The organism is Arthrobacter sp. TmT3-37 (genome assembly GCF_054510835.1).
On record NZ_JBTNDU010000002.1, the window covers coordinates 458,093 to 474,703 of the forward strand.

General features: G+C 71.7%; 11 protein-coding genes. 6 read left to right on the plus strand and 5 right to left on the minus strand.

What is annotated here, in order from left to right; translation table 11 throughout:
- The first annotated feature begins 7 nt into the window (after window positions 1–7).
- Together ahcY and ACX80U_RS04940 are read left to right on the plus strand one after the other, a co-directional pair.
- Entirely contained in the window at window positions 8–1,507 is a 1,500-nt protein-coding gene (gene ahcY, locus ACX80U_RS04935) for an adenosylhomocysteinase (RefSeq protein ID WP_208740674.1), read from the plus strand.
- A gap of 150 nt (window positions 1,508–1,657) precedes the next feature.
- Entirely contained in the window at window positions 1,658–2,968 is a 1,311-nt protein-coding gene (locus ACX80U_RS04940) for a L,D-transpeptidase (protein WP_459267610.1), read from the plus strand.
- A 31-nt stretch (window positions 2,969–2,999) separates the two neighbouring features.
- Here ACX80U_RS04940 and ACX80U_RS04945 read toward each other — a convergent pair whose 3' ends face one another.
- The gene (locus ACX80U_RS04945; protein WP_459267611.1) at window positions 3,000–3,800 is read right to left on the minus strand and encodes an RDD family protein; all 801 of its coding nucleotides are present in this window, start codon (window positions 3,798–3,800) and stop codon (window positions 3,000–3,002) included.
- A 179-nt stretch (window positions 3,801–3,979) separates the two neighbouring features.
- Between ACX80U_RS04945 and ACX80U_RS04950 the strand changes: the two genes are divergently transcribed.
- Both ACX80U_RS04950 and ACX80U_RS04955 read left to right on the plus strand, forming a co-directional pair.
- Window positions 3,980–4,969, plus strand: a complete 990-nt coding sequence (locus ACX80U_RS04950) for a stage II sporulation protein M (RefSeq protein WP_459267612.1) — start codon at window positions 3,980–3,982, stop codon at window positions 4,967–4,969.
- 106 nt (window positions 4,970–5,075) lie between these two features.
- A complete protein-coding gene (locus ACX80U_RS04955; RefSeq protein WP_459267613.1) occupies window positions 5,076–6,266 on the plus strand; it encodes a TIGR01906 family membrane protein in 1,191 nt (396 codons plus the stop codon).
- A 19-nt stretch (window positions 6,267–6,285) separates the two neighbouring features.
- On the opposite strand, the gene ACX80U_RS04960 is transcribed toward ACX80U_RS04955, so the two are convergent.
- Both ACX80U_RS04960 and ACX80U_RS04965 read right to left on the minus strand, forming a co-directional pair.
- Window positions 6,286–8,121: an AMP-dependent synthetase/ligase gene (locus tag ACX80U_RS04960; protein WP_459267639.1), complete on the minus strand. Its 1,836-nt coding sequence runs from the start codon at window positions 8,119–8,121 to the stop codon at window positions 6,286–6,288.
- A gap of 39 nt (window positions 8,122–8,160) precedes the next feature.
- The gene (locus ACX80U_RS04965; RefSeq protein WP_459267614.1) at window positions 8,161–9,792 is read right to left on the minus strand and encodes a dolichyl-phosphate-mannose--protein mannosyltransferase; all 1,632 of its coding nucleotides are present in this window, start codon (window positions 9,790–9,792) and stop codon (window positions 8,161–8,163) included.
- Between the two features lie 284 nt (window positions 9,793–10,076).
- On the opposite strand from ACX80U_RS04965, the gene rsmI reads away from it, so the two are divergent.
- Both rsmI and ACX80U_RS04975 read left to right on the plus strand, forming a co-directional pair.
- Entirely contained in the window at window positions 10,077–10,898 is an 822-nt protein-coding gene (gene rsmI, locus ACX80U_RS04970) for a 16S rRNA (cytidine(1402)-2'-O)-methyltransferase (protein ID WP_459267640.1), read from the plus strand.
- Window positions 10,899–11,048: 150 nt separating this feature from the next.
- On the plus strand, window positions 11,049–12,530 hold the full coding sequence (locus tag ACX80U_RS04975; protein ID WP_133082024.1) for an aldehyde dehydrogenase family protein: 1,482 nt from the start codon (window positions 11,049–11,051) through the stop codon (window positions 12,528–12,530).
- An 89-nt stretch (window positions 12,531–12,619) separates the two neighbouring features.
- Here the strand turns inward: ACX80U_RS04975 and ACX80U_RS04980 are convergent, their stop codons facing one another.
- Together ACX80U_RS04980 and ACX80U_RS04985 are read right to left on the minus strand one after the other, a co-directional pair.
- Complete coding sequence (locus ACX80U_RS04980) at window positions 12,620–15,055, minus strand: transglutaminase family protein (RefSeq protein WP_459267615.1); 2,436 nt, start codon at window positions 15,053–15,055, stop codon at window positions 12,620–12,622.
- Window positions 15,052–16,566, minus strand: a complete 1,515-nt coding sequence (locus ACX80U_RS04985; protein ID WP_459267616.1) for a DUF58 domain-containing protein — start codon at window positions 16,564–16,566, stop codon at window positions 15,052–15,054. The genes ACX80U_RS04980 and ACX80U_RS04985 overlap by 4 nt, the downstream gene beginning before the upstream one ends.
- Window positions 16,567–16,611: the final 45 nt, after the last annotated feature.

Sequence of the window (16,611 nt, forward strand, 5' to 3'; positions counted from 1 at the left end):
GCACACCATGACGTTCGACTACAAAGTTGCCGACCTCTCGCTCGCGGAGGCGGGCCGCCACCAGATCCGGCTCGCCGAGCACGAGATGCCCGGGCTCATGGCGCTGCGCCGCGAATACGCCGACGCGCAGCCCCTCGCCGGAGCCCGTATCGCCGGCTCGCTGCACATGACCGTCCAGACGGCCGTCCTCATCGAGACCCTGACATCCCTCGGGGCCGAGGTCCGCTGGGCGTCCTGCAACATCTTCTCCACGCAGGACGAGGCCGCGGCGGCCGTCGTCGTGGGCGACGGCACCGTCGAGGAGCCCGCCGGGGTCCCCGTCTTCGCCTGGAAGAACGAGACGCTCGAGGACTACTGGTGGACCGCCACCCAGATCCTGACGTGGCCGCGCCAGGCCGAGGGCCTCGGCCCCAACATGATCCTGGACGACGGCGGCGACGCCACGATGCTCGTCCACAAGGGTGCCGAGTTCGAGGCGCTCGGAGCGGTGCCGGCAAACCCGCAGGAGGGCGACGCCGACTACTCGCACGAGTACACGGTCTTCCTCGACACCCTCCGCTCCACGATCGGATCCGAGCCACTGAAGTGGACGACCATCGCCGCGGGGATCAAGGGCGTCACCGAGGAGACGACGACGGGCGTGCACCGCCTGTACCAGCTCGCCGCGCAGGGCAAGCTCCTCTTCCCGGCGATCAACGTGAACGACTCGGTCACGAAGTCGAAGTTCGACAACAAGTACGGCATCCGCCACTCGCTGCCCGACGGCCTGAACCGGGCCACGGATGTGCTGATCGGCGGCAAGGTCGCCGTGGTCTGCGGCTACGGCGACGTCGGCAAGGGTGCGGCGGAAGCCCTCCGTGGCCAGGGTGCCCGCGTGATCGTCACGGAGATCGATCCGATCTGCGCGCTGCAGGCCGCCATGGACGGCTACCAGGTCGCCACGCTCGAGACCGTGCTCGGCCAAGGCGACATCTTCATCACCACCACCGGGAACAAGGACGTCATCATGGCCCGTCACATGGCGGGCATGAAGCACCAGGCGATCGTCGGCAACATCGGCCACTTCGACAACGAGATCGACATCGCCGGGCTCGCGCGGATCCCCGGCGTCGAGAAGATCGAGATCAAGCCGCAGGTCCACGAGTGGGTCATCCCGGCCGGCGAGGCCGAGGGTGTGGAGAAGCACTCGATCATCATGCTGTCCGAAGGCCGCCTGCTGAACCTCGGCAACGCGACCGGTCACCCGTCCTTCGTCATGAGCAATTCCTTCGCGAACCAGACGATCGCCCAGATCGAACTCTTCACCAAGTTCGAGCAGGAGGACGCCGAGGGCAACCGCGAGTACGAGAACGAGGTCTACGTCCTGCCCAAGATCCTCGACGAGAAGGTCGCCCGCCTGCACCTCGACGCCCTCGGTGTCGAGCTCACGGAGCTGACCAAGGGGCAGGCCGAGTACCTCGACATCGATGTGGCCGGCCCGTACAAGTCCGAGCAGTACCGCTACTGAGGCCTGCGGACGCCCGATCTCCCGGCCGCTGCCGGCGCCCTGACGGGTACCGGCAGCGGCCGGATCGTTGTCGAACTGCATCCGGGGTACGCCGGGAAATCCGGCCTGTCGCGTAAAATCGCTTGGGGAGCAACGTCGAGGGGCAGGGGCATGCGCATGAAGCAGGAGTCGAGCAGGGCCGGTGCGCACCGGAAGGGCTGGAAGATCGCAGCCATCGGTGCAGCGGCGGTCGTCGTCGTCGGAGGCGGTGTTGGCATCGCCACGGCATCCCCGTGGAACGATCCTGCCGCCGGGTCCACCCCTGCCCCGTCGTCCCCGTCCTCCTCGTCCCCGGTGGCGGCCCCGGCCCCTGATGGGACATCGTCCGCCGCCCCGCGTCCGACGGTCTCCGCCGCCCCGGACGGCGACTACACCGTCGGCGTCACCCCCACCGACAAGGCCTCTGCGGTCAACCCCGCGACCGTCGCGGCCGTCAGCGTCGAGGGCGCGACCCTCGACGCCGTCGAACTGGTGCCCCGGGAAGGCGGCACGCCGATCGCCGGGACCCTGTCCGACGACGGCACGCGCTGGACCGCCACCGAACGGCTCGCCTTCGACACCGAGTACGAGTTCTCCTACACCGTGCTCGACGCAGCGGGAGACCCACAGCGGGCGACATCGACGTTCGCCACCGTCGAACCCGCCAACGAGGCCGACGCCGCGATGTTCCCGCTCGACGGCAGCACCGTCGGCACGGGCCAGCCCCTCGAGTTCACCTTCAGCGAGCCGGTGACCAACCGGGACGCGGTGGAGAAGGCCGTCACCGTCACCAGCACGAGCAACCAGCCCGGAGCGTTCTACTGGTTGTCCGACACCAAGGTCCGCTACCGTCCCGAGGAGTTCTGGGCCCCGAACAGCACCATCACCGTCGAGCTGAACCTCTTCGGCGTCGACCTCGGCAACGGCATGATCGGGAACGCCGACAGGACATTGACGATGAAGACGCACAACACGCGCCTCGCCGTCGTCGACAACGACACCAAGATGATGAACGTCTACCTCGACGGCAGGCTGGACCGCACGTTCCCCATCACGCTCGGCACCGACGAGTGGCCCTCCACCGAGGGCTACATGGTGGTGATGGAGCACTACGAGTCCACCCAGTTCCGGGCCGAGTCCATCGGCCTGGAGCCCGGCGACCCCGCCTACTACCCGCCGACGGTCGTGAACCACGCGAGCAGGCTGAGCAACGGCGGTGCCTTCGTCCACGAGGCCCTGCCGGCAGCCCAGGTGGCGCTGGGCAGTTTCAACGTCTCGCACGGCTGCATCGGCATGTCCCCCGAGGGCGCGGAGTACTTCTACAACACCTTCGGCCCCGGCGACGTGGTGCAAATCCTGAACACCGGTTACGGTCCCATGTACGTCTGGGACGGCTTCGGCGACTGGAACGTGCCCTGGAACGAGTGGACCGACCAGCCGTAGGCACCGGCCGATCCCGGACAGGCTCCGCAGGCTAGCCGAAAGGCAGCGTGTGGAGCCTTTTCGCTGTCGCCTCGGTGCGTTCGCGCTGGCGCATCATCGCCGCATAGTCGCGGTCCCGCCGCGATGCGATGACGGCGTGCAGGAACTCCTCCGGAGAGGTGTCCGCGGGCGGAGGCGGTGAGACGTGCCGGCTCGCCTCGGACGCGAGGTCGACGGACAGTGCGTACCGCGCCTGGGGGGTGAGCTTCGGCGCCTGCGCGAGGAACGTCGACATCCGCCGGGCCAGGGCGTCGGGGAGGCGCCCGATGTCCGCCGTCCCGGACCAGGTACGGAGCCTCGGCGGCATGACGGCGAGTGCCCGCGGTTTCACGACCACGCGCTCGCGCATGGCGTAGGTGCCGGCGAGCAGATCGCCGAGCCGCTTTGACCTGTCGTTGAAGAGGGACACGAGGAAGGCGAGCGATCCGCCGAGGAGGTAGATCTCCAGGATCGCCAGCATGCCGCGGATGAAGGCGTGCCGGAAGCGGATGGCCCCACCGTCGTCGCGCACGATCCGCAGGCCCATCACGAGCCGTCCCAGCGACTTGCCGCGCGTGAGGGTCTCGACGGTCACCGGGACGACGACGAGCAGGAGCACCACGACGACGAGCAGGAGGGCGGTGGTGAGCGCCGGATCGAGGGCGCCGCCGAACACGTTGCCGATCAGCAGCGCGAGGAGGATCCCGATTCCGAACTGTGCGACGACGTCGATCAGGATGCTCAGCCCCCGGGCGGCGAACCCGGCCGGCCTGAGTTCGAGGACGACGGCCTCGCCGGTGACGATCGAACTCATGTGACCCCCTGGACGCGTGCTGCTGGAGCGTTGCGGCGCACGCCGGCTGCGGCGCCGCCGGGCCCAGCCTATCGCTGCGCCACCCCCGAGGGGCGTCGCCGGGCCGCGGGACCGGCAGGGTGTCCGCAGGGTGCGTCGGGGCGGGCGCTCCGGTCCGCGGGGACTATAGGGTTGGGCGCATGGACGTGGACGCATTCATCGCCGTGCACCGCGGCGACTGGCAACGCCTGGACGAACTCGTCGGTCGCCGCCGGCTCGACGGCGCCGAATCCGACGAGCTGCTGGTGCTCTACCAGCGCGTCTCCACGCACCTGTCCATCATCCGTTCCGTGGATCCCGAGAGCGCCCTGTCGGGGTCCCTGTCCACGCGCCTCTCACGGGCCCGCACGCGCTTCACCGGCGCGAGGTCCAACACGCTCGAGGACATCGCCACCTTCTTCGTGTTCGCCCTGCCGGCCGCGTTCTACCGCATCCGGTGGCTCACGGTGGCGGTGGGGGTGCTGTTCCTCGCCGTGACCTCGCTGTACGCCCTCTGGGTGGGGACGCCCGGGGTCATCCAGGCCCTGGGCCCGGAGGAGGACCTCCGGCGCTACGTGGAGGAGGACTTCGTCGACTACTACTCCGAGAACCCGGCGGCGTCCTTCGCGGGGCTCGTCTGGACGAACAACGCCTGGATCGCGCTCCAGGCCGTCGCCTTCGGCGTGACGGGCATCTGGCCGGCCTTCATCCTGTACCAGAACGCACAGGGCCTGGGTATCGCCGCGGGCACGATGGCGTCCTACGACAAGTTCGACGTGTTCCTGCTCTACATCCTGCCGCACGGCTTCATGGAACTCACCGCCATCTTCATCGCGGCGGCCGCCGGCCTGCGGATCTTCTGGTCCTGGGTGGCTCCCGGACGGCGCTCCCGGTCCGTGGCCCTGGCGCAGGAGGGGCGTGCCCTGATCACGGTGGCGCTCGGACTGGTCCTGGTGCTGCTCGTCTCCGGTCTCGTCGAGGGTTTCGTGACGCCGAGCGGGCTGCCCCCGTGGCTCCGGCTCACCATCGGCTTCCTGGTCCTCGCCGCCTACTGGGCCTACACCCTGATCCTCGGGCGGCGGGCGGTCGCGGCGGGGCACCGCGGCGACCTCGGCGCCGTCGACCGGGGGGACGCCGTCATCACGGCCTGAACCCGCGATCGCCGGCGTGCGGGGAGTCTCCCGGGCGGGCCCGCGTCCGGCCGGTAGTGTCGAAGACGCCGGACCAGGGCCGGCAGCACCAACCGAGGAGACATCGATGGCCGAGACCGACAGCACCCGTTCAACCGCCTCCACCGGGCACGGCCCGGACCACGACGGAACGGCCCCGCGCCCTTCCGCTCCGGGCGCGGAGGACGCCGTGCGCGACGACGCGACGGCATCGGACGGCGCGGAACCGCCCACCCGGATGATCCCGGCGGTGCAGGACGGCCCCACCGGCCACGGGACCGGCTCGCATCCGGACGGCTCCGAGGCGGATCCCGAGGCGAGGGACCCCGAGGCGCACGGCCCCGGGGCCGCAGGCGGGACGGCCGTGGACGACGCCCCCGGGACGCCGTCCGGTGCCCACCCGTTCCACGGTGCCGATCGGACTCCCGGGGACGGGAGCCGCGCGACCCCGGCCGCCGGGGAGCCGTCGACGGACACCGCGGCGCTCTCGGTGCGCCCCACCGACACGGAAGCGGCACGGCGCGCGGCCGTCCGCGACCAGGCGGTAGCGGCGAAGCCCGCCCTGGCGCGCTTCCTCCAGGTCGTCGTCGCCCTCTTCTTCCCCGTCATCGTCGTGGCGGCCGCAGTCCGCGCCGTCGCGTCGTCGTCCTTCCTGTGGCTCGAATACCACCGGCCGGGCTTCCCCGCGGACGCGTACGGCTTCTCGCTGGACGACCGCATGACCTACGGCTCCTACGCGCTCGACTACGTGCTGAACTTCGCTCCCGCGCGCTATCTCGGCGGCCTAGTGACGGCCGACGGCGAGCCCCTGTTCCTCGAGTCCGAAGTCGGCCACATGGCGGACGTGAAGCGCGTGCTGGGCCTGTCCTTCTTCGTGGCCCTCGTGCTCCTCGTGCTGGCCGTCCTGGCCTGCGTCTACCTCGCGCGGCGGTACCGGGGCGGCATCCGGCGCGCGCTGTTCTCCGGCGCCGTCCTCACGCTCGTCGGCATCGCGGTCCTGACGGTCCTCGCGGTCCTCGCATGGCAGACGTTCTTCACGCAGGTCCATGCCCTGTTCTTCGCCGACGGCTCGTGGACCTTCCGGGTCGACGACACCCTGATCAGGCTCTTCCCCGAACAGTTCTGGACGGACTCGGCGCTCACCGTCGCGGTACTCGTGCTGGCGGCGACCGTCCTCACCCTGGTCCTGACCTGGCCCACGAAAGCCCGGCGGGAGCGCTCGATGCTGGCGCAGGACGCCCTGCGGTCCCGCTACCAGGACGCCCTCGACGCCTCCTAGCGGGATCTGCGGGGCGCCGCTAGCGCTTGGCGTACAGCCCCTCCAACGCCTCCGCGTGGTCGGCGACGACGGCGGCCCGCTTCAGCTTGAGGGTGGGCGTGAGGTGGCCCGACTCCACGGTGAACTCCGCGTCCAGCACGGTGAACCGCCGGATCTGTTCGGCCTGCGACACCGTGGCGTTCGCGGCGTCGACGGCCCCCTGCAGTTCGGCGAGGACATCGGCGTCGGTCACGGCCTGCCCGGCGGTGAGGTCCGGCTTGCCGTGGGCTGCCGCCCACGGACCGAGCGCCTCGCGGTCGAGGCTGAGGAGGGCGCCGATGAAGGGCCTGCCCTCGCCGACCACCACGGCCTGCGACACGAGCGGGTTCTCCCGCAGTGTCTCCTCGAGGGGGCCGGGCGCCACGTTCTTGCCGCCCGCCGTCACCAGCAGGTCCTTCTTGCGGCCCGTGATGGTGAGGAAGCCGTCCTCGTCGAGGGAGCCCAGGTCGCCCGTGCGGAAGTACCCGTCGGCGGTGAAGGCCTCCGCCGTCGCCTGCTCGTTGCGGTAGTACCCGGCGAAGATGCCGGTACCGCGGACCTGGACCTCGCCGTCGTCGTCCAGCCGGACGCTCGTGCCCGGCATGGGGATGCCCACCGAGCCCACCCGCGTGAGCGGAACGGTGTTGACCGTGCACGGCGCCGTGCTCTCCGTCAGGCCGTAGCCCTCCTGCACCAGAATGCCGGCGCCGCGGAAGAAGTGCGTGAGGTGCTCGCTGAGCGGGCTGGCGCCGGAGACCGTGTAGGTGACCTCGCCGCCGAACACGCTGCGCAGCCGGGGGTAGAGGATGCGGTCGAACACGGCGTGCGACGCCCGCAGGACGGCCGAGGGCCCGCGGCCCCCGCGTGCGCGGGCATCGACGGCACGGGAGTAGGCGACGGCGGTGCGCTCCGCCGCGGCGAAGAGCCGGCCCTTGCCCGCCTCGGCGGCACGCTGCCCGGCCGTCGCGTGGATCTTCTCGAAGATGCGGGGGACGGCGAGGAGGAACGTGGGCCGGAAGGTCGTCAGGTCCTCCAGCAACTGCGCGGCGGAGCCGGAGTGCGCCAGCTTGATGCCGCCGGTGAAGCAGACCACCTGCACGGCGCGCGCCAGCACGTGGGCGAGCGGCAGGAACATCAGCGTCCTCGCGTTCTCCTGCTGCAGGAACTCGGGCAGGAACTCCAGGGTGTTGACGGCGAAGAGCGCGAAGTTGCCGTGCGTGATCACACAGCCCTTGGGCCTGCCGGTGGTCCCCGAGGTGTAGACGATCGACGCGGCGTCGGCGAGGCCCCGGGAGGAGCGTGCAGCCTCGAGCGCCCCGTCGGACACGGCCTGACCGGCGGCGCCGAACGATGCGAGGGTGGCCTCGTCGCCGAGGTCCTCGGTGGTCAGGCGCACCACCGTCGTCGCATCGGACCGGCCCGCCCGGGCTGCGGCGTCACGCACGATGTCCGCCTTGTGCCCGTCCTCGACGAAGACGACGGCGGGCCGGGCGTCCTCGAGGATCCACGCCACCTGATGCGCGGAGGACGTCTCGTAGATCGGCACGGTCACCGCTCCGGCGAACCAGATGGCGACGTCGGCGACGGTCCACTCGTAGCGGGTCTTCGACATCACGGCGACGGCGTCGCCGGGCTGCACGCCGCGCGCCATCAGCCCCTTGGCCAGCGCGGACACCTGCGCCAGGAACTCCGAGGCCGGGACGTCCCGCCACCGCCCGTCGGATCGCAGGGCGAACAGGGCCCTCGCCGGGTCGGCGTCGTGGGTCCTCAGGAGGAGGTCGGTGGTGTTGCTGGTGGCCGGGAGGTCGACCAGGAGTTCCGTGATGGCTTCGCGCACCATTGCTCGCTTTCGTTCCGGTGGCCGGGAGGTCCCGGCCTAGATCCAGCTCGGCAGCCACATGCGCATGCGCCACTGGTCGTAGGGGATGATCTCTGCCGTCCAGATGGGCAGGAAGTACGCCGAGAGGGCCACGGCCGCAGCCAGGAACACCCCCACGAGCACGATACCGCGCCGTCTCCGGGCGGCATCCGCGGCAGGGCTCCCCAGCACGAGGCCGAGGCAGTAGACCAGCGCCAGCACGAGATAGGGCTCGAACGCCACCGCGTAGAAGTAGAAGGTGGTGCGTTCCGGGTACAGGAACCAGGGCAGGTAGCCGGCGGCCACGCCGGTGAGGATCGCGGCGGCACGCCAGTCGCGGCGGCCGAGCCAGAAGAACACGAGCACGAGCAGGGACAGGGCCGCGGCCCACCAGATCAGCGGGTTGCCGAGCACGGTGACGGCCTGCGAGCAGGCGTCCTCGCCGCAGCCGGCCGGCTTCTCGTAGAAGAACGACGTCGGGCGTCCCATCACGAGCCAGGACCACGCGGACGCCTCGTAGGGATGGTCGGAGCCGAGGCCCTGGTGGAACGTGAACGCGCTACGGTGGTACTCCGCGAGCGATCGCAGCGGGTCCGGCACCCAGCCCCACTGCTCCGACGGGTTGCGCTCGGCCCACCTGCGGTCGTACGCATCCTCCGAGAGGAACCAGCCCGTCCACGTGCCGAGGTACGTCAGCGCGGCCACCGGCACGAGGCAGGCGAAGGCGAGCAGCCCGTCCTTGACCGCGCCCCCGAGGACCCAGTGGTGCACCCCGGCGATGCGCCGGGCGCTCATGTCCCACGCGACGGTCATCAGGCCGAACGCCGCGATGTACGGCAGGGCCGACCACTTGGTGCCCAGGGCCAGCCCGAGGCAGAAGCCGGCGGCGAGGCGCCAGGGCCGGAGGCCGAGGAAGGGGCCCCAGGACAGCTGGGCGGGGGTCGCCCTCCCGTCGTCGTTCCGCCCGACGATCGAGGCCAGGCGGCGGGCGAGGCGCCGTCGTCCGTCGTCCCGGTCCAGGAGGAGCGCCGCGAACGCGGCCAGGAGCCAGAAGCTCAGGAAGATGTCGAGCAGAGAGGTGCGTGATTCCACCAGGTGGTGGCCGTCGACGGCGAGGAGGAGGCCGGCGGCCGCACCGAGCAGCGCCGAGCCGAACATCCGCCGGGCCACGACGGCGAGCAGGAGGACGGACAGCGTTCCGACGGCGGCGGCGGAGAAGCGCCAGCCGAACGCGTTGTCGGAACCGAACAGCAGCATGCCGACGGCGATCATCCACTTGCCCACGGGCGGGTGCACCACGTAGTTCGGGGCGTCGAGGAGGACGCCGGGGTCGCCCGCGTTGAAGGAGTCGTCGGCGTCCTCCGGCCATTCCCGCTCGTAGCCCGACTGCAGCATCGAGTAGGCGTCCTTGACGTAATAGGTCTCGTCGAACACGAGGGATCCCGGCTCACCGAGCCGGGCGAACCGCAGGACACCGCCGAGCAGGGCCATGGCGAGGGGAAGGATCCAGGCCACCGACCCACCCGGGGCGGCTGCGCCGAGGAGGCGGGCGGCCAGGGCGTCCCGCGAGAAGGCGCGCGCCGGCGCGACCACCCGGGCTCCGCCGAACGTCGGACTGTCCCCTCGGGGGCGGACGGCGGTGTGGCTCACCCTGTCATGCTACCGGCGGTGCCCCCGCGTGCTCGGCAGGCCCGGCGGGCTGTCCAGGACGGCTCGGGTACTGCGGCGGCTAGGCTGGTCCGGTGAGCCAGCCACGCGACGACGCCCCCGACCTGACCGAGGAGGACCCCGCCGGGTCCGAGGACGGGTACCCGGAGGGGACCCCGGACGACCGGGGGTCCTCCGAGGTGCTGCCGGGCAGCGCCGGCGAGGAACCGGCGCGTGCGTCCGCCGCCTACCGGGGCACGGCCGGGGACGGCAGCGGGCGCGGACGTATCGTCCTCGCGGCGACCCCGATCGGCAACATGGGGGATGCGACGGAGCGCCTGATCGGACTGCTCCGGTCGGCCGATGTCGTCGCGGCCGAGGACACCCGCCGCCTGCACCGCCTGGTGCAGGCACTCGGAGTCACGGTCACGGGCCGGGTCATCAGCTACCACGAACACAACGAGGCGGAGCGCACGCCCGAACTCCTCGACCTGGTGCGGGACGGCGCCACGCTGCTGATGGTGACGGACGCGGGGATGCCCTCGGTGTCCGATCCGGGCTACCGGCTCGTCGAGGCGGCGGTCGGGGAGGGGCTCGACCTGACGGCTGTGCCCGGTGCCTCGGCCGTCCTCGCGGCCCTCGCCCTGTCCGGCCTGCCCACGGACCGGTTCTGCTTCGAGGGGTTCCTGCCGCGGAAGCCCGGCGTGCGCGCGGGGCGCCTGGCCGACCTGGCGTCGGAGCGCCGCACCATGGTGTTCTTCGAGGCGCCCCACCGCCTCGAACCGATGCTGCGCTCGCTGCAGCAGGCCTTCGGCTCGGACCGCCCGGCAGCAGTGGCCCGCGAGCTGACGAAGGTGCACGAACAGGTGGTCCGCGGTTCGCTCCTCGAGCTGCTGCAGTGGGCCCAGGACACCGAGGTGCGGGGGGAGATCGCCGTCGTCGTCGCAGGTGCGCCGGAGGCGCCGCCGTCGCGCCCTGAGGACCACGTCGCGGAGGTCAACACGCTGATCGGGGGCGGGATGCGCCTGAAGGACGCCGTGGCCGCAGTGGCCTCCGATAGCCGGGTCAGCAAGCGGGAGCTGTACGCGGCGGTGATCGCCGCCCGCTGAGGATACCCGGACCGGGGTTTGTGCAGTCGACCAAAGCCGGTGGCACGTGGTCGTGCAGCCTTCACTGGACACCCTTTCTCCGCCGGGTCTAGCGTGAACGGGAATGTCCCCCTCGGGACGCGCCCCGAACACTTCGCGAAGGAGCTAGGTATGGCTGTCACCGCCGACCAGGAGAAGGCAGTACTCGACAAGGTGCCCACCGGGCTCTTCATCGGCGGGCAGTGGCGGGCGTCGTCGTCCGGTGCCACGTTCGACGTCGAGGACCCGGCCACCGGGCGCACCCTCCGAACCCTCGCGGATGCGACGCCCGAGGACGGTATGGCCGCGCTCGACGCAGCAGCCGCGGCCCAGGCCGACTGGGCCCGGACCGCGCCGCGCGAGCGGGGGGAGATCCTGCGACGAGCCTTCGACCTGGTCACCGCGCGGGCCGACGAGTTCGCGCTGCTGATGACCCTCGAGATGGGGAAGCCGCTCGCCGAGGCCCGCGGCGAGGTGACCTACGGGGCCGAGTTCCTGCGCTGGTTCTCGGAGGAGTCCGTCCGCATGTCCGGCCGGTACTCGACCTCCCCCGACGGCAGGTCCCGGCTGCTCGTGAGCAAGAAGCCCGTGGGGCCGTGCCTGCTCATCACGCCGTGGAACTTCCCCCTGGCGATGGCCACCCGGAAGATCGCCCCCGCGATCGCCGCCGGGTGCACCATGGTGCTCAAGCCCGCGAACCTCACGCCCCTGACCTCGTCGCTGTTCGCCACCGTGCTGCAGGAGGCCGGCCTCCCCGCCGGAGTCCTCAACATCGTCAACACCACCACCGCGGGGGCCGTCACGGGTCCCCTCATCGAGGACCCGCGCCTGCGCAAGCTCTCCTTCACGGGTTCGACGCCGGTGGGCCGCAGCCTCCTCGCGGCCGCCTCGCAGAACGTGCTGAGGACCTCCATGGAACTCGGCGGCAACGCGCCGTTCCTGGTGTTCGAGGACGCCGACCTCGACGCGGCGGTCGACGGTGCGATGCTCGCGAAGCTGCGGAACATGGGCGAGGCCTGCACGGCGGCCAACCGGTTCATCGTGCACGAATCGGTCGCGGACCGCTTCGCAGCCGCGCTCGCCGAGCGCATGGAGGGCATGACCCCCGCACGCGGCACGGAGGAGGAATCCACGCTCGGCCCCCTGATCGACCAGAAGAGCCGGGACAAGGTGCACGAACTGGTGAGCGCAGCGGTCGGGGGCGGCGCACAGGCCGTCACGGGCGGATCGCCCGTGACCGGCGACGGCTACTTCTACCAGGCCACGGTGCTCACGAACGTGCCCCGGTCCTCGCGGATCCTGCAGGAGGAGATCTTCGGGCCGGTGGCCCCCATCATCACCTTCAGCACCGAGGACGAGGCCGTGGAGCTCGCCAATGACACCGAGTACGGGCTCGTGGCCTACGTCTTCACGCGCGACCTCAACCGCGGGCTGCGCATCGGGGAACGCCTCGACACGGGGATGCTGGGGCTCAACGCCGGTGTCGTGTCCAACGCCGCCGCCCCCTTCGGCGGCGTCAAGCAGTCCGGTCTCGGCCGTGAGGGCGGCGCCGAGGGGATCGAGGAATACCTGTACACGCAGTACGTCGGCATCGCCGATCCCTACGCCTCCTGATCCGGGAGGTCCCCGGGCACGATCCGCACGGGAGCAGCGAGGGCCGGCACCCGTCGGGGTGCCGGCCCTTCGTACGCCCGCGGCCCGGGTCAGCGGCGCACGGTGCCCCGGAAACGGTTCAGGAGCGACTGCGGGAACAGCCGTGCCCTGACCCTGGTGGGCCATGAGCTCCCGCTGCGGAGCGCGCGGGTGACGGTCTCGACGTCGTCCCACTGCGGAGCCGCCACGGGTCGGGCGAGCATCGTCACCGGGAGGGAACTCCCGCCGCGTCCTCCGGCGTACCCGTCGACAGGACGGACGACGTCGGGGTGCTCGGCGTACTCCTCGTACTCGTAGGCCGTCCGGAGCCTGGTGAGCGACGCCACGGGGGAGCCGGCCAGGCGGGCGTCCCGGCCGAGGCGGCCGGCGAAGGTCCGGGGGGTGTCCGTCGGCTCCAGCGGGTAGCCGTAGTCGCCCGCCAGCTCCGTCGTCTCGGCCCACGCCGCGGTGGCTGCCCCGGTGCCGTCCGGGGTGTCCGCGGCCACCGACCTGCGGCGGGAGCGGGTCCTCGCCGAGCGGAGGAGGAGCGGCAGGAGGGCGAGCAGCGCGATGCCGGCGACGGCGAGCAGGCCTGCGACCGGCTGCGCCTCGTCCTGCGCCCCGCCGGCCTGCGTACCGTCCTCGGCGTCGGCGGTCTCCTCCGCGGAGCCGGTCCGTCCGCCGGCGGGAAGCCCGCCGGGGTTCAGGGCGTCCGTGTCGTCCGCACGCGGTCCCACCGGCGCGAAGGCCTGCTGGGCATAGGTGGGTACGACGCCGCGGGACGGCGTGGGTTCGAACTGGACCCAGCCCACACCCTCGAAGTACAGCTCCGGCCACGCGTGGGCGTTGCGGGAGTCGACCACGAATTCCCGGAGCTCGGTGCCGGCGGGGCCCTGCTCCGTGTCGCCCGTGGGACTTCCGGGCGTGTAGCCGACGGCCACCCGGCTCGGGATCCCTGCCGCCCGCGCCATGACGGCCATCGTTCCCGCGTAGTGGACGCAGTACCCGGATTTGGACTCGAGGAAGCGCGCCATCACGTCCATGCCGCTGCCGTCGTAGCCGCCGTCGACCGGCGCCTCCACGGAGTAGGTGAACTGGGGGCCGCGGAGGTAGTTCTGGATCGCGAGCGCCTTGTCGTACGGGTTCACGAAGTCGCCGGCGACCTCGTCCGTGGTGGTGCGGACGATGTCAGGGGTGTCGTCCGGCAGCTCGGTGAACACCTCGGGCACGGAGTCGGACTCGGAGGGGCGGATGGAGCCCAGGCCCTCGCGCGTGAGGGCGGCCGATCGGCTCTGCACCAGGTAGCTCTGGCGTGCCGTCGAGCCCCCGTCCGTGGCGAGGATGGAGAGATTCGCCGGATCCCAGGCCCACCTGCCGGACAGGTCGGTGACACCCTCGGGTGCGTAGGGGGACAGGAGCCATGGACTCGCATAGCTCTGCGTCGTGATCCGGGTGAAGACCGTGGTGCCGTCGGGGACGGATCCGGGTGCGCCCTGCTCCGCCCCGATGTCGCGGACACCGCTCTCGCGCCCGTCGAGCCTCTGGTCCGGCTCCCACCGCCGGCCGCTGAAGTCCTCGAGGGTCACCGCCCGCAGGTACAGGGGGGTGTCCGAGTTCGTCGAGTAGGCGATGCGCCCGAACCCTGTCGGGTTGCGCAGGTCGTTGCCGAGCGTCACCGCCGGGTTGAGCCCGGTGGCGTTGCCCCACACGTTCATGCGCGCACCCTGCGGGAAGGCCCCGGAGGTGAAGCCGGGCACGAACAGCGGCAGGATCACGGTCACGGCCAGGGCCGAGGCTCCGATGATCACGCTCCGCCCCGCGAACCCCGAGGACGCCCGCGCGCCGCCCGACGCGAGCCGGTTCTCACGCCACTGCGCCAGGGCCAGGAGCAGCAGGTACGCCAGCGCGGTCAGGAGGAAGGCGGACATCCCGACGCCGTTCGGCTTCACGACGGCCGGTGCGATCAGGACGGTGAAGAGCGCGAGCCCGCTCGCGGCGGGCATGCGCAGGGTCGTGGCGCAGACGTCCACGAGGATCGCGATGAGCCCCAGGGCGGCGCACACGATGAGGAAGATACCGGCGCCGGGCAGCACCGGGGCCACCTGGGAGACGACGGTCTCCTCGGCCTGCGCGAGGAGGCGCTGGAGCTCGAGCGAGGTGCCGTGACCCGGGACGATCGCGAGGATGCTCTGCCGCGGGAAGAACTGGGCGGTGAGGGACCCGACGAGCGCCAGGACGCCCACGAGCGCCGACAGCACCCCGCTCAGGCGGAGCGTCCGGGTCAGCGCCATGGCGAGGAGTACCGGTACGAGCGTGCGCACCACGGGCAGGAACCAGGTCCACGCGTCCACGACCCCGTTGAGGCTCGTCGCCGCGGCGAGCACGGCCAGGAGGGAGGCGCCCGTGACGGCCCAGTGCCATGGATCGGGAAGGGACGGCCGTGCTGCGGCCGACGCCGTCGGAGCAGGCACGTCCGCGGCGGCGGGGCGGTCGAGTGTCGAGGTCATGCTGGTCCCCTGGTGGTGTCGCGGGAAGGTCGGTGCGGCGCGGGTGGACGGGTCGCGGTGGGGGAGGTCCCGGCCGGCGCAGGGCCGTCCGCGGTCCCGAGTCCGGCCCACACGGTCGGCAGCTGTGCCGCGGGGGAGGCCGCGGTCGCGTGCCAGCCGGCATCGCGCAGGATGGCGAGTTGCCGCTGCGCATCGGCGGGCCGTTCGGACGCGATGATGGCGTAGGACGCCGATCCGTAGTCCGACGCGGAGGCGAGTGCCCTCGCCTCCTCGATCGTGATGACGCCGAGGACCGCGACGAGCGGCCCGCGGTGGCGTGTGGCGGCGAGCTTGTCGAGCAGGTCGTCCCCGAAGGCGGAGTGCTGTGCGTGCTGGGGTGCTTCCGGTGCCGAGCGGCGGATCCGGCGCGCAGCATTACGCGCCGCCTCGCCCGCCCGCACCACGCTGCTGCCGGCGCGCTCCTCCAGCTGCTGGCGGCGTCCGGCCTCCGGGGCGAGTTCGAGGGCCGCGAGTCCTTCCGCGATACCGGCGACCGCACCCGGTCCCTGGTGTTCCTCGTCGGTCGGGAACGGTGCGGACCGTGAATGCAGCAACGCGGGCGCACCCTGGTGGTCGAGGAACCGCAGGGCGTAGTTGCGCTCGAGCAGGTGGGCACTGACCGACATCGCGGCGGTGACGGCCCACTCGAAGGTCGGGGAGGTGGACAGCCCGTTGCCGGCGACCCCGTCGAAGACCGTGCTGAATCCGGTGCCGAAGCTCGAGTGCCGCTGGTCCAGGAGCAGGGTGGCCTGCGGTGTGGTCACCGATTCCTCCTGCCGCACCATGAGTTCGTTGTGGCGCGCCGTCGCGGCCCAGTGGACCCGGCGCAGGGAGTCCCCGTGCCGGTACTCGCGCGTCATGACGTCGTCGTCGCTCGGATTCGCCTGGCGGCGTGTGGCCGCCATGCCGTCGCTGCCGCGGGACCCGGCGAGGGTGGTGCCCAGCAGTTCGAGGGGTGCCGGTGTGACCACGAGGTCGTCCGCCCCGCCGAGGACGTGCCGCGACTTCCCCAGACCGAAGGGATCGGTGAACTCCGCGGTCACGGGCCCGATGGGGTAGACGCCCCGCGACGCGGACCGGAGCCGGTACTCGTACACCGAGGTGCCCTCGCGCGTCGGGTTGCGCGAGGGGTAGGTGAACCGGGGGGCCTGGCCGAAACGGGCCGGGAGCAGCTCCTCCATCGCGATGCTCGCACCCCCCGCGACGGTCGCCGCGAGGGAGAGCGTGACCGTCGTCGTCGACCCGATCTCCATGGACTGCGGCTGGAAGCGGCGGCTCACGGTGAAGCGGGGCTTGACGAGCCGGAGCACGACGATCGACGCCAGCGGCAGCGCCAGCAGGAGCACCCCCACGTACAGGAGGTCGCGGCGTCCCAGGACCTGCGCGGCCAGCAGTGCGACGACGGCGGTGGCGACGAAGCCCCACCCGCGCACCGTCAGGATGCGTGAGGGGAGCTTGTCGAGGAGGGCCATCAGGATTCCGTCGGTGCTAGGAGGGGAGAAGGCGGGAGGAGGGCG

Coding starts and splice junctions, on each gene's coding strand:
- ACX80U_RS04955 (WP_459267613.1), top strand. CDS start 5,076: ATGGCCGAGACCGACAGCACCCGTTCAACCGCCTCCACCGGGCACGGC.
- ACX80U_RS04985 (WP_459267616.1), bottom strand. CDS start 16,566: ATGGCCCTCCTCGACAAGCTCCCCTCACGCATCCTGACGGTGCGCGGG.
- ACX80U_RS04945 (WP_459267611.1), bottom strand. CDS start 3,800: ATGAGTTCGATCGTCACCGGCGAGGCCGTCGTCCTCGAACTCAGGCCG.
- ahcY (WP_208740674.1), top strand. CDS start 8: ATGACGTTCGACTACAAAGTTGCCGACCTCTCGCTCGCGGAGGCGGGC.
- ACX80U_RS04950 (WP_459267612.1), top strand. CDS start 3,980: ATGGACGTGGACGCATTCATCGCCGTGCACCGCGGCGACTGGCAACGC.
- ACX80U_RS04940 (WP_459267610.1), top strand. CDS start 1,658: ATGCGCATGAAGCAGGAGTCGAGCAGGGCCGGTGCGCACCGGAAGGGC.
- ACX80U_RS04975 (WP_133082024.1), top strand. CDS start 11,049: ATGGCTGTCACCGCCGACCAGGAGAAGGCAGTACTCGACAAGGTGCCC.
- ACX80U_RS04980 (WP_459267615.1), bottom strand. CDS start 15,055: ATGACCTCGACACTCGACCGCCCCGCCGCCGCGGACGTGCCTGCTCCG.